22 protein-coding genes are annotated in these 24,054 nt (G+C 72.0%); 3 read left to right on the top strand and 19 right to left on the bottom strand.

Annotated elements, in window-relative coordinates; genetic code table 11:
- Nucleotides 1-31 precede the first annotated feature (31 nt).
- The 10 genes from era to hrcA form a co-directional block, all read right to left on the bottom strand.
- Nucleotides 32-997, bottom strand: coding sequence for a GTPase Era (gene era / locus DAA34_RS07845; RefSeq protein ID WP_106818350.1), 966 nt, complete (start codon nucleotides 995-997; stop codon nucleotides 32-34).
- The gene (locus DAA34_RS07840) at nucleotides 994-2,280 is read right to left on the bottom strand and encodes a hemolysin family protein (protein ID WP_106818349.1); all 1,287 of its coding nucleotides are present in this window, start codon (nucleotides 2,278-2,280) and stop codon (nucleotides 994-996) included. Before DAA34_RS07840 ends, era begins: the two co-directional genes overlap by 4 nt.
- A 1-nt stretch (nucleotide 2,281) precedes the next feature.
- Complete coding sequence (ybeY, locus tag DAA34_RS07835) at nucleotides 2,282-2,743, bottom strand: rRNA maturation RNase YbeY (protein ID WP_106818348.1); 462 nt, start codon at nucleotides 2,741-2,743, stop codon at nucleotides 2,282-2,284.
- Nucleotides 2,740-3,804, bottom strand: coding sequence for a PhoH family protein (locus DAA34_RS07830; protein ID WP_106818347.1), 1,065 nt, complete (start codon nucleotides 3,802-3,804; stop codon nucleotides 2,740-2,742). The genes ybeY and DAA34_RS07830 overlap by 4 nt, the downstream gene beginning before the upstream one ends.
- 64 nt (nucleotides 3,805-3,868) lie before the next feature.
- Complete coding sequence (locus DAA34_RS07825) at nucleotides 3,869-4,534, bottom strand: hypothetical protein (protein ID WP_158707674.1); 666 nt, start codon at nucleotides 4,532-4,534, stop codon at nucleotides 3,869-3,871.
- The gene (locus tag DAA34_RS07820; protein ID WP_106818345.1) at nucleotides 4,531-5,322 is read right to left on the bottom strand and encodes a hypothetical protein; all 792 of its coding nucleotides are present in this window, start codon (nucleotides 5,320-5,322) and stop codon (nucleotides 4,531-4,533) included. The genes DAA34_RS07825 and DAA34_RS07820 overlap by 4 nt, the downstream gene beginning before the upstream one ends.
- A 14-nt stretch (nucleotides 5,323-5,336) precedes the next feature.
- On the bottom strand, nucleotides 5,337-6,386 hold the full coding sequence (locus tag DAA34_RS07815) for a WXG100 family type VII secretion target (RefSeq protein ID WP_106818344.1): 1,050 nt from the start codon (nucleotides 6,384-6,386) through the stop codon (nucleotides 5,337-5,339).
- 92 nt (nucleotides 6,387-6,478) lie between these two features.
- Nucleotides 6,479-7,228, bottom strand: coding sequence for a 16S rRNA (uracil(1498)-N(3))-methyltransferase (locus tag DAA34_RS07810; RefSeq protein ID WP_106818343.1), 750 nt, complete (start codon nucleotides 7,226-7,228; stop codon nucleotides 6,479-6,481).
- Nucleotides 7,228-8,349, bottom strand: coding sequence for a molecular chaperone DnaJ (gene dnaJ, locus DAA34_RS07805; protein WP_106818342.1), 1,122 nt, complete (start codon nucleotides 8,347-8,349; stop codon nucleotides 7,228-7,230). Before dnaJ ends, DAA34_RS07810 begins: the two co-directional genes overlap by 1 nt.
- A 52-nt stretch (nucleotides 8,350-8,401) precedes the next feature.
- Nucleotides 8,402-9,433, bottom strand: a complete 1,032-nt coding sequence (gene hrcA / locus DAA34_RS07800) for a heat-inducible transcriptional repressor HrcA (protein WP_106818341.1) — start codon at nucleotides 9,431-9,433, stop codon at nucleotides 8,402-8,404.
- 1,142 nt (nucleotides 9,434-10,575) lie between these two features.
- Between hrcA and DAA34_RS07785 the strand changes: the two genes are divergently transcribed.
- On the top strand, nucleotides 10,576-11,433 hold the full coding sequence (locus DAA34_RS07785; protein ID WP_106818338.1) for a DUF4870 domain-containing protein: 858 nt from the start codon (nucleotides 10,576-10,578) through the stop codon (nucleotides 11,431-11,433).
- Between the two features lie 27 nt (nucleotides 11,434-11,460).
- On the opposite strand, the gene hemW is transcribed toward DAA34_RS07785, so the two are convergent.
- Nucleotides 11,461-12,705, bottom strand: coding sequence for a radical SAM family heme chaperone HemW (gene hemW, locus DAA34_RS07780; protein ID WP_106818337.1), 1,245 nt, complete (start codon nucleotides 12,703-12,705; stop codon nucleotides 11,461-11,463).
- Nucleotides 12,706-12,763: 58 nt separating this feature from the next.
- On the opposite strand from hemW, the gene DAA34_RS07775 reads away from it, so the two are divergent.
- A complete protein-coding gene (locus tag DAA34_RS07775) occupies nucleotides 12,764-13,546 on the top strand; it encodes a tyrosine-protein phosphatase (RefSeq protein ID WP_106818336.1) in 783 nt (260 codons plus the stop codon).
- A 3-nt stretch (nucleotides 13,547-13,549) separates the two neighbouring features.
- On the opposite strand, the gene DAA34_RS07770 is transcribed toward DAA34_RS07775, so the two are convergent.
- From DAA34_RS07770 to DAA34_RS07750, 5 genes are all read right to left on the bottom strand, one after another.
- Nucleotides 13,550-14,017 carry a hotdog fold domain-containing protein gene (locus tag DAA34_RS07770; RefSeq protein WP_106818335.1) on the bottom strand — a complete coding sequence of 156 codons (468 nt, stop codon included), beginning with the start codon at nucleotides 14,015-14,017 and terminating at the stop codon, nucleotides 13,550-13,552.
- 17 nt (nucleotides 14,018-14,034) lie between these two features.
- Entirely contained in the window at nucleotides 14,035-15,900 is a 1,866-nt protein-coding gene (gene lepA / locus DAA34_RS07765) for a translation elongation factor 4 (protein ID WP_106818334.1), read from the bottom strand.
- Nucleotides 15,901-16,001: 101 nt separating this feature from the next.
- Nucleotides 16,002-16,574, bottom strand: a complete 573-nt coding sequence (locus tag DAA34_RS07760; protein WP_106818333.1) for a hypothetical protein — start codon at nucleotides 16,572-16,574, stop codon at nucleotides 16,002-16,004.
- 142 nt (nucleotides 16,575-16,716) lie between these two features.
- The gene (locus tag DAA34_RS07755) at nucleotides 16,717-18,009 is read right to left on the bottom strand and encodes an alkaline phosphatase family protein (protein WP_106818332.1); all 1,293 of its coding nucleotides are present in this window, start codon (nucleotides 18,007-18,009) and stop codon (nucleotides 16,717-16,719) included.
- Nucleotides 18,006-19,649, bottom strand: a complete 1,644-nt coding sequence (locus DAA34_RS07750; protein WP_106818331.1) for an alkaline phosphatase D family protein — start codon at nucleotides 19,647-19,649, stop codon at nucleotides 18,006-18,008. The genes DAA34_RS07755 and DAA34_RS07750 overlap by 4 nt, the downstream gene beginning before the upstream one ends.
- 107 nt (nucleotides 19,650-19,756) lie before the next feature.
- On the opposite strand from DAA34_RS07750, the gene DAA34_RS07745 reads away from it, so the two are divergent.
- Nucleotides 19,757-20,299: a type II toxin-antitoxin system PemK/MazF family toxin gene (locus tag DAA34_RS07745; protein ID WP_106818330.1), complete on the top strand. Its 543-nt coding sequence runs from the start codon at nucleotides 19,757-19,759 to the stop codon at nucleotides 20,297-20,299.
- 80 nt (nucleotides 20,300-20,379) lie between these two features.
- On the opposite strand, the gene rpsT is transcribed toward DAA34_RS07745, so the two are convergent.
- From rpsT to DAA34_RS07730, 3 genes are all read right to left on the bottom strand, one after another.
- Nucleotides 20,380-20,640 (bottom strand): 30S ribosomal protein S20, encoded by a 261-nt coding sequence (gene rpsT / locus DAA34_RS07740; RefSeq protein WP_106818329.1) that lies wholly within the window; start codon nucleotides 20,638-20,640, stop codon nucleotides 20,380-20,382.
- 167 nt (nucleotides 20,641-20,807) lie between these two features.
- Nucleotides 20,808-21,800: a DNA polymerase III subunit delta gene (gene holA, locus DAA34_RS07735; RefSeq protein ID WP_407657017.1), complete on the bottom strand. Its 993-nt coding sequence runs from the start codon at nucleotides 21,798-21,800 to the stop codon at nucleotides 20,808-20,810.
- Nucleotides 21,801-21,843: 43 nt separating this feature from the next.
- Nucleotides 21,844-24,027: an ATP-dependent DNA helicase gene (locus DAA34_RS07730; RefSeq protein WP_234354165.1), complete on the bottom strand. Its 2,184-nt coding sequence runs from the start codon at nucleotides 24,025-24,027 to the stop codon at nucleotides 21,844-21,846.
- Nucleotides 24,028-24,054 lie beyond the last annotated feature (27 nt).

Here is a 24,054-nt window from a genome sequence, read left to right as displayed (position 1 = left end):
GAGGTGCCCCGCCGCCCGCAAAAGCCGCGGGTCAGAAACCCAGTCGTTGCAGCTGCTTCGGATCGCCCTGCCAGTCCTTGGCGACCTTCACGTGCAGGTCGAGGAAGACCCGCGATCCGAGCACCTTCTCGATGCCTGCGCGGGCGGTCGAACCGACCTCGCGCAAGCGAGATCCGCCGCGCCCGATGATGATCGCCTTCTGGCTGTCCCGCTCGACGAAGACGTTGACCCGGACGTCGAGGAGCTGGTCGTCCGGCGACCGGTCCGGACGAGGAAGGATCTCCTCGACGACGACGGCGATCGAGTGCGGCAGCTCGTCACGAACCCCTTCGAGCGCGGCCTCGCGGACGAGCTCGGCGATCATCGTCTCCGTCGGCTCGTCGGTGAGGACGTCCTGCGGGTACAGCGGGCCGTGGCTCGCCGGCAGATGCTCGACGAGGAGGTCGCGGACGACCTCCACCTGGTCCCCGCGCCGTGCCGAGCAGGGCACGATCCCCGCCCAGTCGCCGAGCCGGTCGACGGCGATCAGCTGCTCGACGAGCCGGTCCCGGTCGACCGCGTCGGTCTTCGTCACGATCGCGACGACGGGCACCCGCTTGGCCTGCACGAGCTCGGCGAGCTCGGCCGCGATGAACGAGTCACCCGGGCCGACCTTCTGGTCCGCCGGAAGGCAGAAGCCGATGACGTCGACGCCCAGCAGCGTCTCCCGGACGAGGTCGTTGAGCCGCCGCCCCAGGAGCGTGCGCGGCTTGTGCAGGCCGGGGGTGTCGACGAGGACGAGCTGCGAGCGCTCGCCCGTGACGATCCCCCGGATCGTGTGGCGGGTCGTCTGGGGCTTGCTCGAGGTGATGGCCACCTTGTCCCCGACGAGCGCGTTCGTCAGCGTCGACTTGCCCGCGTTCGGCCGACCGACGAGACAGGCGAAGCCGGCGCGGTACGGGGTCTGCCCGTCCGGCGCCCCGGTCGCCACGGGAACCAGCTCGTCGTCGTCGCTCATGCGGCGCCTCCCTCGGTCTCGTCGGCCGACGTCCCGACCCGCTCGACGACGACCGTGGCGATGCGGTGGCGGCGTCCGGACATCCGCTCGGCGGTCATCGACAGTCCGCCGACGACGCAGTGCGACCCGAGGATCGGCACCCGGCCGATGGTCTTGCCGATGAGCCCGCCCACCGTGTCGACGTCGTCCTCCTCGATGTCGACGCCGAAGCGCTCGGCGAGGTCGTCGATGTCCATGGATGCCTGGACCCGGTAGCGGCCACCGCCCAGGTCCTCGACGTCCGGGGTCTCGCGGTCGTACTCGTCGGCGATCTCCCCCACGATCTCCTCGAGGATGTCCTCGATCGTCACCAGACCCGCGGTGCCCCCGTACTCGTCGACGACGATCGCCAGGTGGGTGCGGGCGATCTGCATGTCGCGCATGAGGTCGTCCACGGGCTTGCTCTCGGGGACGAACGGGGCCGGGCGCATCGCGACGGTCACCGGCAGCTCCCGTGCGGCGTCGTCACCGTTGACCCGCCGCGCGACGTCCTTGAGGTAGAGCAGCCCCACGATGTCGTCGGTGTCCTCCCCGATGACCGGCACGCGCGAGAACCCCGAGCGGAGAAAGAGGGACATCGCCTGACGGCACGACTTCGTGGCCTCGATGGTGATCATGTCCGTGCGCGGGACCATGACCTCACGGGTGATCGTGTCGCCCAGCTCGAAGACGGAGTGGATCATCGCCCGCTCCGTGGCCTCGATGAGGGAGGACTCGTTCGCGATGTCGACGAGGTCGCGCAGCTCGGCCTCGGAGCGGAACGGCCCGTCCTTGTCCCCGCGCCCGGGGGTGACGGCGTTGCCGAAGGCGATGAGGAGGCGGGCGAGCGGCCCGAGCACCCGGGTGAGCCCGCGCAGCACGGGTGCCGACAGCAGCGCGACGCGGTCGGAGTGGGCGCGGCCGAGCGTGCGCGGCGAGACGCCGACGACGACGAACGAGATGACGGACATCGCCGCGATCGCGATGGCGAGCGAGGGGACCAGCCCCTCGACCCGCTCACGGACCGCGAGCGTGAGCAGGACCGCCGCGGTCGTCTCCCCGAGCGCCCGCAGGAACGACAGGACGGCCAGGTGCCGCGGCGCATCCTCGACGATCGCCGCCAGGGATCGCGCTCCGGCGCGCCCGTCGTTCGCGAGCTCCTCGACCCGCGCCCGCGAGGTCCGGATGACGGCTGCCTCGACGAGCGTGAGGAGGAAGGCCAGGAGCAGGACGACGACCGCGGCGATCGTCAGGCGCAGGAACACGTCAGTGCCGCCGACCGCGCTCTGCGAGGAAGGTGAGCAGCAGCTGACGCTGCAGCTCGAACATCTCCTTCTCCTCCGCCGGTTCGGCGTGGTCGAACCCGAGGAGGTGCAGGATCCCGTGGGTCGTCAGCAGGAGCAGCTCGTCGATGGTCGAGTGCCCCCCCTCCCGCGCCTGGCGTGCGGCGACCGAGGGGCACAGGACGACGTCGCCGAGCATCCCGGGGTCGGAGACCTCGTCACCACGCCCCGGGCGCAGCTCGTCCATGGGGAACGACATGACGTCCGTGGGGCCGGGCAGGTCCATCCACAGCTCGTGGAGCGTCGTCATCGCGGCCTCGTCGACGAGCCGGATGCACAGCTCCGCCTGAGGGTGGACGTTCATCCGAGCCATGACGTAGCGGGCGCAGGCGACGAGCTCGGTCCCCTCGACGTCCATCTCGGTCTCGTTGAGGACGTCGATCATGACGTGCCCCCCGTCCCCTGGTGGTTGCGGGCGTCGTAGCGGCCGTAGGCGTCGACGATCTGACCGACGAGCCGGTGGCGGACGACGTCCTCCGGGGACAGTCGCGCGAAGTGGATCTCATCGACGCCGTCGAGGATTCGCTGCACGGCGCGCAGCCCCGACTCGGTCCCACCGGGCAGGTCGACCTGGGTGACGTCACCCGTGACCACCATCGTGCTGCCGAAGCCGAGTCGGGTGAGGAACATCTTCATCTGCTCCGGCGAGGTGTTCTGCGCCTCGTCCAGGATGATGAACGCGTCGTTGAGGGTGCGCCCGCGCATGTACGCGAGCGGTGCGACCTCGATCGTCCCGGACGCCATGAGCTTGGGGATCGAGTCCGGGTCGACCATGTCGTGCAGGGCGTCGTACAGCGGACGCAGGTACGGGTCGATCTTGTCGTTGAGGGTCCCGGGGAGGAACCCCAGCCGCTCCCCCGCCTCGACCGCGGGCCGGGTGAGGATGATCCGGTTGACCCGCTTCGCCTGGAGCGCGGCGACTGCCTTGGCCATCGCCAGGTAGGTCTTGCCGGTGCCGGCGGGGCCGATGCCGAAGACGATCGTGTGGCTGTCGATCGCGTCGACGTACTCCTTCTGCCCCAGGGTCTTCGGCCGGATCGCCCGGCCGCGGCTGCTGACGATGTTCTGGGTGAGCACGTCGGCCGGGCGGACACCGGGTCGGTCGCGGAGCATGCCGATCGATCGCTCGACGGCGTCGCGGTTGAGGGGCTGGCCCTGCTCGACGATCTCGAGGAGCTCGGCGACGAGCGTCTCGACGATCGCGGTGTCGGCGGCGGGGCCGGTGGCGGTGAGCTCGTTGCCGCGCACGTGGATCTGCGTCCGAGGGAACTGCCGCTCCATCGTCCGCAGGAGCTCGTCGCGGGGGCCGAGCAGGCTCACCGGGGACACCGACTGCGGGAGGACGATGGTCACCGTCGTGTCCTGCCGGTCGCTCGTCGCACGCTCGTCGGGTACGGCGTCCAGCGCCGCGGAGAGGTCGGGGATCGGTCGATCGTCGCTCGTCATGTTGCGATCGATCGTATGGCACGGGCAGCGACGGGACAGCCGGCTTTCCCGCCGGGTGGGGTCATCACGCAGGCTTCGGCGCGGCGACGCCGAGCGGCGGGTCCCCCTCGAGGCGGTCGACGACGATCCGGGGACCACCGGTCGAGAACGTCGGATTGATCGTCCGCAGGTCCCGGACGGCCGCGGCGAGCCCGACGGCGGGTTGGCCGTCGGCGATCATCGCGTGCTCGAGCGCCTCGAGCAGGCGCCGCCGCTTCCGCTTGCTGCTGAGGCTGACGAGGTACCACCCGTAGGGGCTCGCTCCGGTACGGGGCGCACCGGCGAGGTTGGGCGCGAAGGTCGGGCCCGCCGCACCGTTGAGGAGGACCGCAGGCCCGGCCACGCCCCGCGCGCCCGAGGTGGGGATGTTGACGTGCCGCGGGAGGAACGTCGTCCGCGACGCGTAGACGCGGCCGGGATCGATGCTCGCGTACGGGACGACCAGCCCTCCGCTGAACCCGAGCCGCAGCCCGTGCTCGCACACCCGGACACGGTCGAACCAGTGGCCGACCAGAAACGCGAGGGCCGCGATCAGCGGCGGTGCGGCCGCCACCGAAGCTCCCAGCGCCGGGTTCGGCGCCAGTGCGAGACCCACCCCGGCAAGGAGCCCCGCCCCGACGAGGAATACGAGGAAGAAGCCGAGCGGGGGGATGGTACGGAAGGCGACGAGGACCCGTCCCGGGTCGCTCACGCGGTGCGCCATTCGTCCCAGATCTCTCGGAGCTGGTCGACGGACGCGCCCGTGTAGCGGATGGTGTCGCCGTCGGGCCGACCGACGAACACCTCGCCGTCCTTGAGGTGAACCACCCGGATGTCACCGCCGTCCGTGAACTCGTCACCGACCCGGACGACCGTCGTCACGGCGTCGCAGCCCTCGAGGAACGGCACACCCTCCCCCGCCTCGAGCTGCGCGGTGCCCACCGCCCGATCGACGTCGGCCGGGCGCGCGTCGTCGGGAACGTACATGAAGCGGATGAAGTCGGCGCGCGCCTGCTTCCCGCCGTCCGTGAGCGCGTAGGCGCGGTACCCCTGGGGCGTCGTCAGCTCGCGCAGGAAGCACCCGTCGTCGACGGGGCGGACGATGAGCCACGAGACGCCGTCGGAGGTCTGGCGCTGCGCCGTGAAGGTGGGGTCGGCATCACGGAGCCTGAGGAGGGCGAGGGTCTGGTCCGGCATGACGAAGTCACCCGAGTCCGGGCCGTCGGCCGCCATGATGAACTGCTCGCGCGTGGTCAGCGTCCGGAGGGCGGCCATCTGCGCGAGCTGCATCTGCTCGGGTGACAGCCCGGGGTACCAGCTCCCGAACGGGTGGCAGCGCGTGGGATCCCCCACGTAGGCGACGAGCTCCTCGTCCGTCACGCTGCCAAGGCCCAGCAGCTGCTCCGGTTCCTGCCGGAAAGCCTCCACGGCCTTGCGTGCCGCCTCGGCAGCCGCGTCGGAGTCGACGATCCCGGGCGTGGTGAAGCTCTGCTCGGACATGCTCCCCTGTCCCCTCAGCCGAAGAGTCCGCCGATCGCGCCGATCGGGTCGGACATGAAACTACCAACCCCGTCGACGACGCTCTCGCCGAAGTCCACCACCGCCCCAGCAGCCTGGGTGATGCCGGAGGAGATCGCGTCCCAGTTCTGGTAGATGGCGACCCCTGCGGAGACGATGGCCGCCCCCGCCGCGATCCCGACGGTGATCGGACCTCCGGCGATGAGCCCGAACGCGATCCCCGTCGTCAGCAGGCCGCTGGTCAGCCCGGCTGCGCCGCCGAACGCCTTCAGGTAGTCACCGTTCTGCAGCCCGTTCCAGACGTCGAGGCCACCGGTCAGAATGCCGATGGGCCCGAACACCTTGCTCATGAGGTTGCCAGCGGCGGACGCCGCACCGCCCAGGAAGGGCACCCTGGACAAGAGCCCGCTCAGCCTGCCCGAGCGGCCCAGCTCGTCGACGTACGACAACGGGACGCCGAGCCTCGCCGCGATCTGCTCGCCGGTCAGCAGGCCCTTGAGCATGCTGAAGCCCGCCCTGTTGGCCGCCCAGCTCGCCTGCATCCATGCCCGCAGGTCACCGGCTGCGTCCGCAGCGCGAAGCAGGCCCGGGTACCTCAGTGCGGAGAGCAGGACGCCGGCCTTCGAGGCGATCGTGCTGATCTTCGCTGCGAGGCCGCCCCAGAACTGTGCACCGCCGAGGAAATCCATCAGCGGACCCCACGGACCGCGACCAGCGCCTCCAGGGGTCGTACCGGAGGCGGGACCGGAGCCAGGGCCGGAGACGACCCCGCCGCCTGCGCCGGAGGTCTCTTCCTGCTGGCGGACCTGCTCGTTCAACAGGTCCGCGAAGCGGGAGATCGACTCCGTCGTCCGGTCGATCGTGCCGCGGTAGTGGTTCCAGTGGCCGCTGAACTCGACGAGGTCGGGCCCCTCCCACGCCTCGCCGAGCGCCTGCACCGTCGCGGTCCCCTCGGACGAGACGTCATCGAGCTTGCGGCTCGTCGCCATCATCCGCGTCGCGATGTCCCGGACCTTCGCCGGGTCGAGTCCGTGGGTGAGCGTCATCGTGTCTTCCCCTCCGTGCGCGTGGTCGCCCCTGTCCGGTCGACCACGCTACGAGGGCCGGACGCTCGAGGGAATGGGGAGCACTCCCCCGCTCACCACCGCACCCGAGAGGCCAGCACGGCGAGCGCCGCCGGGCCGGCGGTCGACGTCCGCAGGACCGTCGGCCCGAGCCGCACAGGACGTGCACCCGCCGCGGCGAGAGCCTCGAGCTCCTCGGGACCGATCCCGCCCTCCGGTCCGACGACGAGGTCGATCTCGTCGACCCTGTCGAGGTCGTCGGTCCGCAGCTCGGAGAGTCGCTCGGACGCGTCCTCGTGGAGGACGAGGACGAGGGCACCGGGTCTGCAGCGCGCGGTGACCTCCGCGGTCGTCACTGCCGGCGAGACGACCGGGACGCGAGCGCGGCGCGACTGCTTCGCCGCGGCGACGACGACGGACTCCCACTTCGCCAGCGCCTTCGTGGCCTTCTCGCCCCGCCACCGGACGATGCTGCGGGCGGCCTGCCACGGGACAACCTCGTCGACGCCGAGCTCGGTCGACGCCTCGATCGCGTCCTCGTCCCGTCCGCCCTTGGCCAGGGCCTGGACGAGGACGAACCGCGGCCGGGGCTCCGGCTCGGAGCGCGCCTCGAGGACCCGGCTCGTGAGCACGGTCGGCTCGGTCCCGGTCACCTCGACCTCGAGCACGCGGCCACGGCCGTCGGTGAGGAGGACCCGCTCACCCACCCCGATGCGCCGCACCGTCACCGCGTGCCGCCCCTCCGCCCCGTCGAGGACGACGGGTCCACCAACCCGGGCAGCGCTCGCGCGACCCGGGTCGAGGAGGAAGAGGGGCAGCGTCATCAGCGGCCCTTGAAGGCCCCACGCAGCCGACCGAAGAAGCCACCGTCCGTCGACGCCAGGCTCGTCCTCGGGCGCTCCTCCCCCCGCATCGCGGCGAGGTCGCGCAGCAGGTCGCGCTGCGCGTCGTCGAGGTTGGTCGGGGTCTGCACGTCGACGTGGACGACGAGGTCTCCCCGGCCGTCGCCGCGCAGCCGCCCGACACCGAGCCCGTCGAGGGTGATCGTCTCCCCCGCCTGGGTGCCGGGGTGGACGTCGATCTGCTGGATCCCGTCGAGGGTGTCGAACTCCAGGCTCGCCCCGAGCGCCGCCGCGGTCATCGGTACGGTCACCGAACCGTGGAGGTCGTTCCCGCGACGCTGGAGCGTGCGATGCGGCTCGACGTGCAGCTCGACGAACAGGTCGCCGTTCCGCCCGCCGCCCGGGCCGACCTCGCCCTCGCCGGCGAGGTGGATGCGGGTGCCGGTGTCGACACCGGCGGGGACACGGATCGTCATCGTGCGGCGGCTGCGGACCCGCCCGTGGCCGGAGCAGTCGACGCAGGGGCTCGGCGTGACCTCGCCGAACCCCTGGCAGGCGACGCACGGGCGGCTCGTCATCACCTGGCCGAGGAAGCTGCGCTGGACCTGCTGGATCTCCCCGGCACCGCCGCAGACCTCGCAGACGCGGCGGCCGGTACCGGGCTGCGCGCCGTCGCCGTGACAGGTCGCGCACGTGACGGCCGTGTCGATCGACAGCTCCTTCTCCGCACCGAACACGGCGTCCGCGAGCGAGATGTCGAGCCGCGCGAGCCCGTCGTTCCCGCGCGCCTGCCGCGACCGCGGGCCTCGGCCAGCACCGGCCGCGGCCCCGAAGAACTGCTCCATGATGTCGCTGAAGGTGAAGCCCTGGCCGAACCCGTCGGCGGCGTTCGCGTACGGATCGGCGCCGGCGTCGAAGGCCCGCCGCTTCTCCGGGTCGGACAGCACGTCGTAGGCCTGCGAGACCTTCTTGAACCTGTCCTCGGCGTCGGGTTCCTGGTTGACGTCCGGGTGGAGCGTCCGGGCGAGGCGTCGGTAGGCGCGCTTGATCTCCTCGGGGCTGGCGGAGCGGTCGACGCCGAGGTCGGCGTAGTAGTCGTTCACGAACGTCCTTCTGGATCGCAGGAGTGGTCGGCTGGTCGGGGGCGCGGGCCGGTCACCGGTCGGTGAGCACGCGGGAGAGGTACGCGGCGACCGCGCGGACGCTCGACATCGTCGTCGGGTAGTCCATCCGCGTCGGCCCGAGGACGCCGAGCCCACCGGCGCGGTCGCCCCCGGCCTCGTAGCCGGTGGTGACGAGAGAGGTGCCACGGAGCCCGGCCACCGGGTTCTCCCGGCCGATCCGCACCGCCACGGCGTCCTGGTGGCCCTCGGCCGCGAGCAGACGCAGGAGGACGACGTGCTGCTCGAGGGCGTCGAGCACCGGCTCGATCGACTCGGGGAAGTCGTTCGGATGCCGGACGAGGTTGGCCGTCCCCGCCATCGTCACCCGGGTCTCGCGCTCCTGGGCGAGCGCGTCGACGAGGGCGTCGACGACGACCTGCACGAACGGCGCATCGGCCGGTCGCGACTGTCCCGCGAGACCGGACAGCCTCCCGGCGGCGTCGCGCAGGCGCAGCCCGTTCGTCGCCTCGTTGACGTCGGCCCGCACCCGGGCGAGCGTCTCGCGGCCGGAGTCGGACTCGAGGTCGAGCGGGACCTGGACGACGTGCTGCTCCACCCGCCCGGTGCCCACGATGAGGACGATCATCAGGCGCAGCGGCCCCATGGGCACGAGCTCGACGTGCCGCACCGTCGACGTGGACAGCGTGGGGTACTGGACGACGGCGACCTGGCGCGTGAGGGTCGACAGCAGCCGCACCGTCCGGTCGACGACGTCGTCGAGGTCGACGGCCCCCTCGAGGAACTCCTTGATCGCGCTCCGCTCGGCGCGGGACATGGGCTTGAGCTCCGAGAGCGCGTCGACGAACGCGCGGTACCCCGCGTCCGTCGGAACCCGCCCCGCACTCGTGTGGGGCGCGACGATGAGGCCCCGGTCCTCCAGCGCCGCCATGTCGTTGCGCACGGTCGCCGCCGAGACGCCGAGCTGGTGGCGGTCGAGGAGGGCGCGCGAACCCACGGGTTCCGACGTCTCGACGTAGTCCTCGACGATGGCGCGCAGGACGAGCATCCGTCGCTCCTCGCTCATCTCGCCTCCGTCCCGTCGTCGCGCTGGCACTCACCCGTAGCGAGTGCCAATCCTACGCCCTCGGCCCTCCCCGGGATGTCGCCGGTCGGGAGCGGCGGCGGCTCGTTACCGTGCCGGGATGCACGACAGGTATGCGAGCGACCCGCTCTCCGGCGACTGGCGGCGCGCCGGCCGCCCGGCCTCGGTCCCCACCGCCGCCGAGCCGGGCCTCGTCGTCGAGGAGGTCGAGACCGGTTGGGTGGGGGCGGTCGTGCGCTGCGAGCGGGCGGGTGGCCTGTGGGTCGTGCACCTCGAGGANCTTGCTCGTCCTATTTATGTCTTTTTTTTCAATCGTATGTTGGAAGGAGAAGACGGCAGAAGATGGTGCGGCGAGGCGCGGGGGAGAGGAGAGGGGTATAAGAGTCGGTTTTTTTTTTTTTCAAGCAGAAGGCGGCATGCGAGGTAGGAGTCCGTCTCGTGGGCTCGGGAATGTGTATAAGAGACAGACCCCCGCCTCGGCCCCGCCAGCGCCGCCCACCCGCACGGCGAGCGGCTCGGTGGCGGTCCGGGACGCGCCGGCCAGGGTCGCCCGCGCCTCCCGGATCTTCGTCGAGGGCCGCCACGACGCCGAGCTCGTCGAGAAGGTGTGGGGCGACGACCTGCGGGTCGAGGGCGTCGTGGTCGAGATGCTCGACGGCGTCGACGACCTCCGCGCGGTCATCGACGACTTCGCGCCGTCGGCGCACCGGCGCATGGGCGTCCTGGTCGACCACCTCGTGCCGGGCAGCAAGGAGTCCCGGATCGTCGCCGAGGCGCGCCGCCACCCGCTCGCCGAGCACGTCCTCATCGTCGGGCACCCGTACGTCGACGTGTGGCAGTCCGTGCGCCCCGAACGCCTCGGTCTCGATTCGTGGCCGACGATCCCGCGCAGCACCCCGTGGAAGGAAGGCGTCTGCACCCACCTCGGCTGGCCGCACGGGTCACAGGCCGATGTCGCCCACGCGTGGCAGCGGATCCTCGGCACGGTCCGCAGCTACGCCGACCTCGAGCCGGGGTTGCTGGGCCGCGTGGAGGAGCTCATCGACTTCGTCGCCGACCCGGGCACGCCCTGAGGGGGCAGCCGATACGCTGGCGGGGAAGCACTCGACAGTCAGGGGAACGACATGAGCAGCGACTCCTTCGACGGCACCCGCCCGTCCGACCGGGACCCGACGGCGCCCGCGTCCAGCCACGACGCGCTCGGTCACGCCGCGGAGACGGCGAACGGCACGCCCTCGCACGGCACGACCGAGCACCTCCCCGAGGAGGACCCGACCACCCGCATCGCCGCGCCCCGCACCTCCGACGCGTACCCCTCCGCCGGCCTCGGCGCCTCCGCGGCGAGCCCGCCCCCCGCTCCTGACGCGTCCGCGCCGGCCTCCTCGGCGCCTGCGTACGGCACGTCCGCGCAGCAGGTGCCCGACACCCCGCCGCAGCCCGGGTACGTCCCGCCAACCGGACCGCAGCCCGGGTACGTCCCGCCAACCGGACCGCAGCCCGGGTACGTCCCGCCGGCCGCGCCGTCGTACGACCCGGCCGGAGCCCAGCAGCCTTACCCGCAGGCCGCTCCCGCGCAGCCGATGCCCGGGGGCGCCTACCCCGGGCCCGGGCAGCCCGGGTACGTCCCGCAGGCAGCACCGGGTCAGCTGCCGATGAACCCGCAGGAAGAGCTCCAGTGGGCCATGCTGACCCACGTCGGGTCGCTCTTCCTCGGCTTCCTCGCGCCCCTCATCGTCATGCTGACGATGGGTGAGCGCAGCCGGTTCGTGAAGTTCCACGCCGTCCAGTCGCTGAACCTGCAGATCGTCCTGCTCATCGCCTACGTCATCACCGGCATCATCGCGCTCGTGACGTGCGGCTTCGGGATCATCCTCGTGTTCGTCCCGATGATCGCCCACTACGTCTTCGAGATCATCGGCGCCGTCAAGGCGAACAAGGGCGAGTGGTACCGGATGCCCGTACCCGAGATGATCAAGTCCTGATCGGCCCGGGCGGACCCACCGCCCGCCTCATCCGCCGTGCGCGCCCCCCGCAAGGAGGGCGCGCACGGCCGTGTCGGTGAGCAACCGCCCCCTCCGGGTGAGGACGAGTCGGCGCCGCGTGAGCACGACCCGCCCGTCGACGAGCCCGTCGGCGACGAGCGCGGCGACCGCCGGGCGCCCCGCGGGCGGCACGTCGTCGATCGGCAACCCGTCCGCGAGACGGATCCCCAGCAGCACGCGTTCGTCGGCGCGCTGCTGCGGGGTGAGCACCTCTCGGGCCTGGGCGGGCGACCGACCGTCCGCCAACGCCCGGGCCCAGCGGGCCGGCAGCCGGTGGTTCCACCAGCGGACCCCGCCGACGTGCCCGTGCGCGCCCGGGCCGACACCCCACCAGTCACCGTCGCCCCAGTAGCCGAGGTTGTGCCGGCAGCGGTCGGCCGGGGTGCGCGCCCAGTTGCTCACCTCGTACCAGTCGAAGCCGGCTGCGGACAGGACCTCGTCGGCGAGCTCGTACTTGTCGGCCTCGTCGTCGTCGTCCGGCATGGGCACCTCGCCGCGGGCGACCCGGCGCGCCAGCCCGGTGCCGTCCTCGACGACGAGCGCGTAGGCGCTGACGTGGTCCGGTTCGAGCGCGAGTGCGTCCTGCAGGGAGCACCGCCAGTCCCCCAGCGACTCCCCCGGCGTGCCATAGATGAGGTCGAGGCTCACTGCGAGCCCGGCGCCCCGGAGCGCAGTGACGGCCCGGGCCACGCCCGCGGGGTCGTGCGTCCGGTCGAGGACTCGCAGCACGCCCGGTACCGAGGACTGCATCCCAAGGCTGACCCGGGTGAAGCCCGCCTCAGCGAGATCCTGCGCCACGGCCGGGGTGATCGTGTCGGGGTTGGCCTCCGTGGTCACCTCGACGTCGGCCTCGAGGCCGAAACGATCACGCACGCCGCGGATGACACGCGCGAGGTCGGCGACCGGCAGGAGCGTGGGGGTGCCGCCCCCGACGAACACCGTCGCCGCGGGCGGGGCAGCGCCACCGAGGACGCGGGCGGCGAGGTCGAGCTCGGCGAGCGCGTTCCCGGCCCACGCACCGGGGTCGTTCCCGGCGCCGCTGCCGAGATCGCCGGGCGCGTACGTGTTGAAGTCGCAGTAGCCGCAGCGGACCCGGCAGAACGGCACGTGGAGGTAGACCCCGAAGGGCCGCGTCCCGAGCCCTGCGAGCGAACCGGCGGGCAGCGCCCCGTCGTCGGGGGCGGGATCGCCGGGCGAGGGCTGGCTGGGCATCGGCCCATCGTCGCAGTCCGTTCAGATGGCGGCCACCCGGGTCTCGTAGGGTCGGGGCATGGCTGACGGACGGTGGATGGCGCTCGATGGCGTCGTCAACATGCGCGACCTGGGCGGGCTGCCCACCCACGACGGCCGGACCACGCGACGGCACCGCCTCATCCGGTCCGACAACCTCCAGGACCTGTCGGTCTCGGACGTCCGCCACCTCCTCGAGGAGATCGGCATCACTGACGTCGTCGACCTCCGCAGCCACAAGGAGGTCGCGCTGACCGGTCCGGGCCCGCTGCGCGAGACCGAGCTGGCCCACCACCACCACAGCTTCCTGCGGGACGACGACCGCGAGGTCACCGTCGAGGAGGCGCTCGCGATGCCCTGGCTCGAGAAGGCCACCGGTGAGCAGCGCTCGCGGGAGTCCTACTGGCGCGAGCACTACCTGGGGTACCTCGGGGACCGCCCCGACTCGGTCTGCGGAGCCCTCGAGGTCGTGGCGGCGAGCGCGGGCGGGACCCTCGTCCACTGCGCCGCCGGCAAGGACCGGACGGGAACCGTCGTCGGTCTCGCCCTGTCGGCCGTCGGGGTGCCGGACGAGGTCATCGTCGCGGACTACGCGGCGAGCGCCGAGCGGATCGAGGCGATCATCGACCGCCTGCGCCACGTGGCCCCGTACTCCGAGAGCCTCGTCGAGCGCTCGATCGACGAGCAGACCCCCAAGCCTGCCGTCATGGCCGCGATCCTCGAGACGCTCGCGAACGACCACGGCGGCGCCGCCGGGTGGCTGCGCGAGCACGGCTGGGACGACGCCCAGCTCGAGCGGTTGCGGACCAGCCTCGTGAACTGAGGGTCAGACCCGGGCGGGCTTGTCGGACACGCGGATGGTGATCGTCCCCTCGACGACGACGGTGCCGTCCGCCCGGGTGGCCCGCACCCGCACCGGGACCTCGCCGGTCGCCTCCCAGTCCGCCGGGTCGGTCTCAGCGAGGCACGCCAGGTCGGTGCTCGCCTTCGCGAGGTAGCGCACGTCCATCCCGATGGGGATCCAGCGGCGCCCGGCGGGCACGCTCGCCTCGGCGAGCAGCCCCATCGCCGCCTCGAGGCCGTTGCACACCGCGATCGCGTGGATCGTGCCGATGTGGTTGAGGACGGCGCGTCGCTTCCGGATCGTCAGCTCCGCGTGATGCGGCCGGACATCGACGACCGCGGGGCGGACGGTCCAGAAGTACGGTGCGGCATTGGCGTAGAACGCCGAGAAGATCGCCCGCCCGCGCGGGAGGCGGGCCAGACGGCGGTACAGGGCGTAGGTGTCGGGCACAGGACGACCCTACTGGGTCACTTCCTGTCCTTGCCCGCCGAGTCGTCCGAGGACAGCGCCGCGATGAAGGCCTCCTGCGGGACCTCGACCGTCCCGATGTTCTTCATCCGCTTCTTGCCCTCCTTCTGCTTCTCGAGGAGCTTGCGCTTGCGGGAGATGTCGCCGCCGTAGCACTTGGCCAGGACGTCCTTGCGGATGGCGCGGATGTTCTCCCGGGCGATCACCCGGGCGCCGATCGCTGCCTGGATCGGCACCTCGAACTGCTGGCGCGGGATGAGGTCCTTGAGCTTGCCGGCCATCATCACGCCGTAGGCGTACGCCTTGTCCTTGTGGACGATCGCGCTGAACGCGTCGACGGTCTCGCCCTGGAGCAGGATGTCGACCTTGACGAGGTCCGCCGCCTGGTCGCCGGCCTCCTGGTAGTCGAGGGAGGCGTACCCACGCGTGCGGGACTTCAGCTGGTCGAAGAAGTCGAAGACGATCTCCGCCAGCGGCAGGGTGTACCGCATCTCGACGCGGTCCTCGGACAGGTAGTCCATCCCCCCGAGCTGGCCGCGCTTGCCCTGGCAGAGCTCCATGATCGCACCGATGAACTCGCTCGGGGCGAGGATCGTCGCCTTGACGACCGGCTCACGCACCTCGGCGACCTTGCCGTACGGGAACTCGCTGGGGTTCGTCACGTGCAGCTCGGTGCCGTCGTCCATGGTCACGTCGTAGACGACGTTCGGCTGGGTCGAGATGAGGTCGAGGTCGAACTCCCGCTCGAGCCGTTCCCGGACGATCTCGAGGTGGAGCAGGCCGAGGAAGCCGCACCGGAAGCCGAAGCCGAGGGCCGCGGACGTCTCCGGCTCGTAGACGAGCGCGGCGTCGTTGAGCTTGAGCTTGTCGAGCGCGTCCCGCAGCGCCGGGTAGTCGGAGCCGTCGATCGGGTACAGGCCGGAGAAGACCATGGGCTTCGGGTCGCGGTAGCCACCGAGGGCCTCGGCCGCGGGGTGGCGCTCGTTCGTCACGGTGTCGCCGACCTTGGACTGGCGGACGTCCTTCACCCCGGTGATGAGGTACCCCACCTCGCCGACGCCGAGCCCGTCGCTGGGGTTCATCTCCGGCGAGATGACGCCGATCTCGAGCAGCTCGTGGGTCGCGCGGGTCGACATCATCGAGATGCGCTCGCGCGGGTTGAGGTTGCCGTCGACGACCCGGACGTAGGTGACGACGCCGCGGTAGTTGTCGTACACCGAGTCGAAGATCATCGCCCGCGACGGAGCGTCGGGGTCACCGACGGGCGGCGGCAGCTGGCGGACGATCTCGTCGAGCAGGGGCTCGACGCCCTCGCCCGTCTTGCCCGACACCCGCAGGCAGTCCTCCGGCTCGCACCCGATGAGCCCGGCGAGCTCCTCGGCGAACTTCTCCGGCTGCGCCGCCGGGAGGTCGATCTTGTTGAGGACGGGGATGATCGTCAGCTCGTTCTCCATCGCGAGATAGAGGTTGGCGAGCGTCTGAGCCTCGATCCCCTGGGCCGCGTCGACGAGGAGGATCGCGCCCTCGCACGCGGCGAGCGAGCGGGAGACCTCGTAGGTGAAGTCGACGTGCCCGGGGGTGTCGATCATGTTGAGGGCGAAGACCTCGTCCGTGCCGTCGGGTCGCGTGACCGACCACGGCATGCGGACGGCCTGGGACTTGATGGTGATGCCGCGCTCGCGCTCGATGTCCATCCGGTCGAGGTACTGGGCGCGCATCTTGCGCTCCTCGACGACCCCGGTGATCTGCAGCATGCGGTCCGCCAGCGTCGACTTGCCGTGGTCGATGTGGGCGATGATGCAGAAGTTGCGGATCTGCTCCGGGGGGGTGGCGTTCGGCCGGTGGGCCGTCGTCGTCTGGGGCACGGGCGGGGTCAGCCTCTGGGTCGGCGGGCGGGGATCCGGGACATCCTCCCAGGACGCACGTCGGCCCCGTCGCGGGCGCGACGGGGCCGACGGCGGTCAGGTCAGAGGCGGGAGCACTGGCCCTCCTTGTTGCCCCGGACGATGTTGTCCCAGCCCCGCGGGGCGGGGTTGTTGCTCTTGCACTGCAGGTTCCCGCCGACGCGGTTGCCGTAGATGGTCGGGCGGCCCGACCGGTTCGAGAAGACCTGGATGTCACCGTCCGTCCGCGAGCGGATGACGTTCTGGCCGCTTCCGCGGTTCGACTCGAGCTGGATGTTGCCGTCGACGAACGCATTGCGCAGGTGGTGGGAGTACCCCTGCTCGAGCTGGATGTCGCCGTCGACCCAGCCGTAGGTGTACCGCACGTACTTGTGGCCCTCGGCCTGGACGTTCCCCTCGACGGTCGAGTTGTAGCTCGTGAAGGTGCCGCCCCGGTTGACGATGACGTTGCCCTTGACCTTGAGGCTGTTCACGGCGCACGTCGCGCCCGCGGGGACGACGAGGTTGCCGTCGATCGTCCGGCTCGAGATGCGCCCGGTGCAGCGGCGGTCGTCGGCGGCAGCCGGACCACCGGCGGCGACGAGACCGGCGCCCGCGAGGGCGACGACGGAGGCGGCGGTGACGAGACGCTTCATGGTGGTGCTCCTTCGACGTGCCCTCGGCCGTGTGCTCCGGGCGCTCGTCGACGACGCTAGGTGGCCTCGATGAGGGACGCGTGAGCCGGCGATGAGGATTCCCTCATCGCCGGCTCACGTCCCGTGCAGGTGCTCGCCTGCCTCAGAGACGGTTGACCCCGTCGTACCCGCCGGTGATCGCCGGGAGGCCGAAGATCGCGCCGATGGTCGGGGCGACGTCGATCGTGCGGGCCCACCCGGTGCGGACCGTCCGCTTGGCCACCTTCGACGAGCCACCCGCGATGAAGAACGGGATCGGCGCGGTGACCGGGTGGCCGTGGTTGCCCGGAATCGGGTTGTGGAAGACCGTCGGGTCCGCGAACCGCCAGCCAGCCTTGCAGTAGACGACGAGGTCGCCGGCCTTGGAACCCAGCCGCAGCTCGGCGGGCGTGTGCACCGACAGGACGCCGGCCTGCTTGAGGACGACCTCGCGCAGCCGCTTGAGGCCAGCGGCCTTCTCGGCGGCGGGACCGGTCCAGTACAGCAGGTCCGCGCCACCGTTCTGAGCGATCTCGACCTTGTCGCGCAGGGTCTTGTCGAACCAGATCGGCGCGCCGAGGGAGACGACGTTGGTCGCGACCGACCAGTCCATCGAGTGGTCGGCCAGGACGATGATCGTCGAGGTCGCCCAGCGCCCGGTCGCCTTGAGGTGGGCGACGAACTTCCCGAGCAGCTTGTCCGTGTTGGCCAGAGCCGCGCGCCGCATGAGCGGGAGCTTGCTCACCCCACCGATGTCGACGTGCCCGACGCGGTCGATGTCACCGAGGTTGACGAACGTCAGGTGCGGGTCGAGCCGGTCGACGACGGCATGGAGCGCCTCCATCGTCGCGGCGTCCGGGGCGTGCTGGGTGAGGAGGTTCAGCGGCTCCGGCTCCCAGCGGTAGCTCGCCTGCGTGCCGAAGACCGTGTACAGGTACTCCTTCGACAGGACCGTGGCCGTCCGCAGGCCGCGGGCCCGCAGTCGCTGGATGACCGTCTTGACCTTGATGTCCGTCGGCTGCCCGCAGGTGCGGGTCTTGCCGAGGGCGCGGTCGTAGATCTTGTTCGCCGGCACGCCGCCCCGGTCGGGTCGGACCCCGGTCATCATCATCACGTGGTTCGGGATGGTCTCCATGACGGGCATCGAGCGAGCCGTCGGGTACCACGTGCCGCCCGAGCGCAGCGAGTGCAGCGTCGGGGTCAGCTCCCGGGTGATCTCGTCGGTCCGCAGACCGTCCGTGACGACGACGTAGACCCGCTGCTGCCCGGCGGTCGCGGCCGCCGCCGGGGTCTCCCCCAGCGCGGACGAGACGAGGACGCCGGTACCGCCGGCGCCCGCGAGCCGGAGGAGCTGCCGGCGGTCGAGCCCGCGGGCCTCCTGCGTCAGACCGGTGGTGCTGTGTCCGCAGTCGCTCATGCCGACGGCCCCCAGACCCGCTGGAGGGTGTTGGTGCCGGCCTTGACGACGTAGCCGCGCGACCAGCGCGAGGTGGCGTCCTTCTTCGTCCGGTCGGACAGGACGTACCAGTCCATGTGCGCCTTGCCCGGCGTGAGGGTGAGGACCGAGTACCCGTGGCTGTCGAGGTCGACGTACTTCACGTACGGGTTGGTGGCCTTGAGGACGCCCTCGGCCGCCAGGGACAGGGTGCGCGGAGCGACCTTGAGCGCGTCGTCGACGTTGTCGCTCGTCACGCTCGCGCAGACGAGCTCGACGCCGACCTTGTCGGTCGCCGGGTAGCGGCCCGTGTTGTACGGGAGCTCGCACGCCCAGCCGGTGTGGATATCGCCGGTGAGGAAGATCGTGTTCTGGATGCCCTCGTCGCCGAGGTGGTCGATGAGGTCGCGCCGGTCGGCCTGGTAGCCGTCCCACGCGTCGGTGTTGAACGGCTGACCGTCCATCGGGGTCTGGCCGGTCAGCTGCGAGATCGACTCCTGCATCTGCGTGTCGAGGCGACCCAGGACGAGCGGCGTGACCATGACGGAGTTGCCGACGAGCTTCCACGTCGCGTCCGTCTCCGACAGCTTGCCCTTGAGCCAGGACAGCTGGCTCTTGCCCATGATCGTGCGGTTCGGGTCGGTGATCTTCTGCCACTCGATCGGCAGCGGCTGCTCCGTGCGGTAGCTGCGCAGGTCGAGCATCGAGAGGTCGGCGAGCTGACCGAACTGGAACGAGCGGTAGATCCGGGCGCCGTCACCGACGACGGCCGTGCCCTGGAGGCGGACCGGCATCCACTCGTCGTAGGCCGTCTGGGCGGCCGCCTTGCGCGCTGCCCACGACCCCTCCTTCTCCGGGGTGTGGTTCTCGGCGCCGCCGGACCACGAGTTGTTCGCCGACTCGTGGTCGTCCCACGTCGTGATCCACGGGACGAGGGCGTGCAGGCGCTTGAGGTCGGCGTCGGTCTTGTACTGCGCGTGGCGCTTCCGGTAGTCGGCGAGGGTGATGATCTCGTGCGTCGGGACCGTGGCCCGGATGACGCCGTTCTCGCCGGCGGCGTAGGCGCCGGTTCCGTACTCGTATATGTAGTCACCCATGTGGAGGACCGCGTCGAGGTCCCCGCGAGCCGCGAGGTGACGGTAGGCCGAGAAGTACCCGGCCTCCCAGTTCGAGCAGGAGACGAGCGCGAACCGGAGGCGGTCGACGTGGGCGGTCTTCGCCGGGGCGGTCTTCGTGCGCCCGACCGGGGAGGTGACCCCGTTGAGGCGGAACCGGTACCAGTAGCGGACGCCGGGCTTGAGACCGCCGGCGTCGACCTTGACCGTGTGGTCGCGCTCGGGGCCGGTCCACATCGAGCCGGAGGCCGCGATCGTCCGGAAGGTGGAGCTCGTCGAGACCTGCCAGGTCACGAGGACGCGGGGACCGCGGCCGGAGCCCGGGGTCGACGCCTCGGTGGGGGTGACGCGCGTCCAGAGGACGACGCGGGTGGGCAGCGGGTCGCCGGAGGCGACACCGTGCCGGAAGGGGGAGGCGGCCTCGGCGGGGGCGGCCACGGACGTCGCGAGGGCGGCGACGCCGGCCGTTGCGGCGGACCCGGCGAGGAATGTGCGGCGTTCGATCATGGGGCCGTACTTAATCTCATCCCGATGACCCACCGGTTGCGGCTCGGTGAACGGCGTGCACGCCGGGCGTGAGCCCGCTCACCCTGCCCGGCCGCTAGCCTCGGGCCGTGCTCACCCGTCTCGCCAGGGCGCTCCTCGTCGGAGCACGCCGCAGCCTCGTGCCGCCGGGGGTCGCAGGCCCCGTGCAGGCTCCCGCGCCGCGGCCGCGGCGCGCAGGCCGTGTCACCGGCCCACCACCCGGTTCGTCGTACCCCGGGGACCACGACGGCCCCGTCGACGCGCACTGGGCGCCGACGCCCGACGGACGGCCGGACCCGGGCGAGGTCGTGTGGACGTGGGTGCCCTACGAGGAGGACCACTCCCGCGGGAAGGACCGTCCGGTCCTCCTCGTGGGCAGGGACGGACCGTGGCTGCTCGGCGTCCCGCTGACGAGCAAGGACCACGACCGGGACGCGGAGCAGGAGCGGCGCGCGGGTCGGGAGTGGGTGGACGTCGGGCCCGGGGCGTGGGACGCCCGCCGACGGCCGAGCGAGGCGGCGATCCACCGGGTGGTGCGCGTCGACCCCGCGGGGATCCGCCGTGAGGGCGCCGTGCTCGACCGGGACCGGTTCGACGAGGTCGCCGAGGCGCTGCGCGAGCACCGAGGCTGACGCAGGCACCCCCGGGGGCGCCCATCGACGACGAAGGCCCCCACCGGAACCGGTGAGGGCCTTCGTCGTCGTCACGCCCGTCAGAGCGACGCGACCTTCTTCGCGAGCGCGGACTTCTTGTTCGCGGCCTGGTTGGCGTGGATGACGCCCTTGCTCACGGCCTTGTCGAGCTTCTTGGTCGCGGTCCTGAGCGCGTCCTTGGCCGCGTCGGCGTCGCCCGCCTCGACGGCGGTGCGGACCTTGCGGATCCACGTGCGGAGCTCCGACTTGGTCGCGCGGTTGCGCTCGGTGCGGACCGCGTTCGTCTTGATCCGCTTGATCTGGGACTTGATGTTCGCCACTGGGTTGCTTTCTGTCGGTCGATCGGTGCCGTTAGAGGGCGGCAGACCACCTCGGGACCGGCGTGGGGATGCCGTGGGAGAGGTGGTCCGGGTCGTGCTCTCGTGCGCGCACGACCTGGCGCGCACGCGACGCACCAGACTACCCGGGCGGCGGCCTTGGGCCAAAGTCAACGGCCAGGCGCTGTGCCGGCGTGCTCCTTGGCGAGCGTCAGGACGGCCCGCTCGAGGGCGTAGACGGGGTCGCGGCCGTTGCCCTTGACGTCGTGGTCGGCCTGGGCGACGGCCTGGATCGAGCGGCCGAGCGCGTCCCCGGTCCAGCCGCGCAGGTCCCGTCGGGCCCGGTCCACCTGCCACGGCGCCATGCCGAGGTCACGGGCGAGATCGGCCGAGCGGCCGCTGCCCGCCGCTCCCACCTTGGCCAGCTGGCGGAGCTTGAGGGCGAGCACGGCCACGATCGGCACCGGGTCGACCCCGACGGCGAGCGCGTGCCGCAGGAGCCGCAACGCCTCGGGGGCGTCGCCCGTGACGGCGGCGTCGGCGACCTGGAAGCCCGTGGCCTCGACCTTGCCGCCGTGGTAGCGCAGGACGACGTCCTCGTCGACGGTCCCCGTCGTGTCGTCGAGGAGCTGTTGGCAGGCGGAGGCGAGCTCGCGCGTGTCCGAGCCGACCGCCTGGACGAGCGCGGCGACCGCGTCCGGGGTGATCCGCCGGCGGCCGCGGCGGAACTCGTTCGCGACGAACTCCGACTTGTCCCGGTCGGACTTCATCGCCGGCGCCTCGATGACCCTGGCTCGAGCCTTCTTCAGCCCGTCGAGGACCTTCTTGCCCCGGTTGCCGGACTTGTGGGTGACGACGAGCGTCACCTCCGAGGGCGGGTCCGCGAGGTACGCGAGGAGATCGGTCTGGAGGGCGTCGGGCGCCTCGTCGAGGTCGTGGACGATGACGAGCTTCGCCTCGCCGAAGAGGGAGGGGCTCGCCTCGAGGGTGAGCGCACCCTCCTCGTACCCGGCGGCGTGGAGGTGGACGACCTCCACCTGCGGGTCTGCGAGGCGGACGTCCTGCGTCACCTGCTCGAGCGCGCGGTCGGCGAGCACCGGCTCGGGCCCGGACACGAGCACGAGCGGCGGCACTCCGCTGCGCACCTCCACGACGTCGTCCACGGGGGCCACCCTGCCACGGGCCACCGACGGCGCCGGGCCCGACTCAGGAGGTGGCGAGGGTGAGGCCGAGCTCGACCAGCCGGGCCTCGATGACCGCCGCGGGCAGCTCGAGGCTCTCGCTCAGCTCGTCGAGGTCGAGCCCGAGGTCGACCCCGTCCCGCAGCTCCTCGTCGGCGTCGTCCGTCCACGTGTGGCCGTCCGGCGGCATCTCCGTGGCGGCCGGGGCCGGGTGCTCGCGCTGGAGGTCGGGCGCGCCGCCGATGGCCCGCCGACCGGGCTCGGCCACGGCCACGACCTCGTCCGCCGTGGCGTCCAGCCGCTCGAGAGCGCCCAGGACGAGCGCACGGTCGGTCGTCGGCCAGAACGGGGGGACCGACTTCTGGAGGAAGCCGGCGTAGCGGGCCGTGATCATCCGCGGGTCGAGGAAGGCGACGACACCCCTGTCGCTCGAGCGCCGGACGAGGCGACCTGCGCCCTGGGCGAGCCGGAGCGCGGCGTACGTGGCCGAGACCGCCATGAAGCCGTTGCCGCCCATCCGGCCGATCGCCTCGGTCCGGGCCGAGGCGAGCGGATCGTCCGGGCGCGGGAAGGGGATCCGGTCGATGATGACGAGCTGGCAGGCGCTGCCGGGCACGTCGACGCCCTGCCACAGGGTCATCGTCCCGAACAGGACCGTGCGCGGCTCGCGGGCGAACTGCCGCACGAGCGTCGTCACCTGGTCCTCGCCCTGGAGGAGCACCGGGATGTCGTCGCCGAACCGCTCGCGCATCGCCTCCGCCGCCGCGCGGGCCGCCCGCATCGACGAGAACAGCCCGAGGGTGCGCCCGCCCGCTGCGCGCACGAGGGCCTCGATCTCGTCGAGCACCTCCGGCGGCGTGCCGTCCCGCCCCGGCGGCGGCAGGTGCCGGGCGACGTAGGCGATCCCCTGGGTGGGGTAGTCGAACGGGCTGCCGACGTCGAGGCCCGTCCACTCCGGGGCACCCTCGCCACGCAGCCCGATCGTCCCCGCGACGGCGTCGAAGGTGCCGCCGAGCTCGATCGTCGCCGAGGTGAGGACGACCGTCCGGTCGCCGAACACGTGGTCCCGCACGGCCATCGCCACGCTCATCGGCGCGACCCGCAGGACGGACCCGCGGTACTGGTCCCGGGTGATCCACGCGACGTCGAGCTCCCGGCCGCCCAGGAGGCGGTCGGTGATGTCGTGCAGGTCCGACAGCGCCGCCCGTGCGGCCTGCCGGGCACCGTCGGTGTCCTTCTCGCCCTTGAGCTCGGTGAGCAGCGCCCGGCTCGCCTCGAGGACACCGGAGAGGGTCAGCCCGAGCGCATCGGGGATCCCGCGGGCGAGCCGTCCCTCGGGCAGGTCGTCGAGCGCGGCCTCGAGCCGCTCCCCCGCGTCCTCGAGGCCCTCGACGGAGTCGACGAGGCGCCGCACCTTCTTCGTCGCCGTCCGCACGGCCGCACCGGTGAGCTCGTCGGTCACCGTCGACGTCACGCGGTCGACGAGCTCGTGCGCCTCGTCGACGACGAGGACGTCGTGCTCGGGCAGGAGGTGGCGCCCCTCGAAGGCGTCGATCGCCATGAAGGAGTGGTTGGTGACGATGACGTCGACGTCCCGGGCGGCCTCGCGGGACCGCTCGACGAAGCACTCGGCGACCATCGGGCAGCGCTGCCCGAGGCACTCGGCGGCGCTGACGGACACCTGCCGCCAGGCGCGCTCGGACACGCCGGGGACGAGCTCGTCCCGGTCGCCCGACTCCGTCTCCTCCGCCCACTCCCGCAGGCGGACCACCTCCTGGCCGATCCGGCCGGCGCGCTCGTCCGCGTCGCCGACGGCGAAGAGACCGTCCTCGTCGTCGGGGAAGCCCCCGGCGAGCTTGTTGACGCAGACGTAGTTGCGCCGTCCCTTGACGATCGCGAAGGTCGGGCGCCGACCGAGCAGGCCCGCGAGCGCGTCGGCGATCCGCGGCAGGTCCCGGTCGACGATCTGGGCCTGGAGGGCGATCGTCGCGGTGGCGACGACGACCGGCCGGCTCGTCGCGACCGCGTGGGCGATCGACGGGACGAGGTAGGCGAGGGACTTGCCCGTGCCCGTGCCGGCCTGGACGAGCAGGTGGGTCTGCGTGCCGATCGCGCGCTCCACGGCGTGGGCCATCTCGACCTGCCCGGCGCGGGTCGTCCCCCCGACCCCGCCGACGGCGGCGGCGAGCAGGTCGTCGAGGGAGGGCACCGGCCAAGCCTAGGGCGTTCGTCGGTG

Source organism: Janibacter massiliensis, assembly GCF_900289115.1.
GTDB lineage: Bacteria > Actinomycetota > Actinomycetes > Actinomycetales > Dermatophilaceae > Janibacter_A > Janibacter_A massiliensis.
This window is presented reverse-complemented; position numbering and strand designations above follow the sequence as displayed.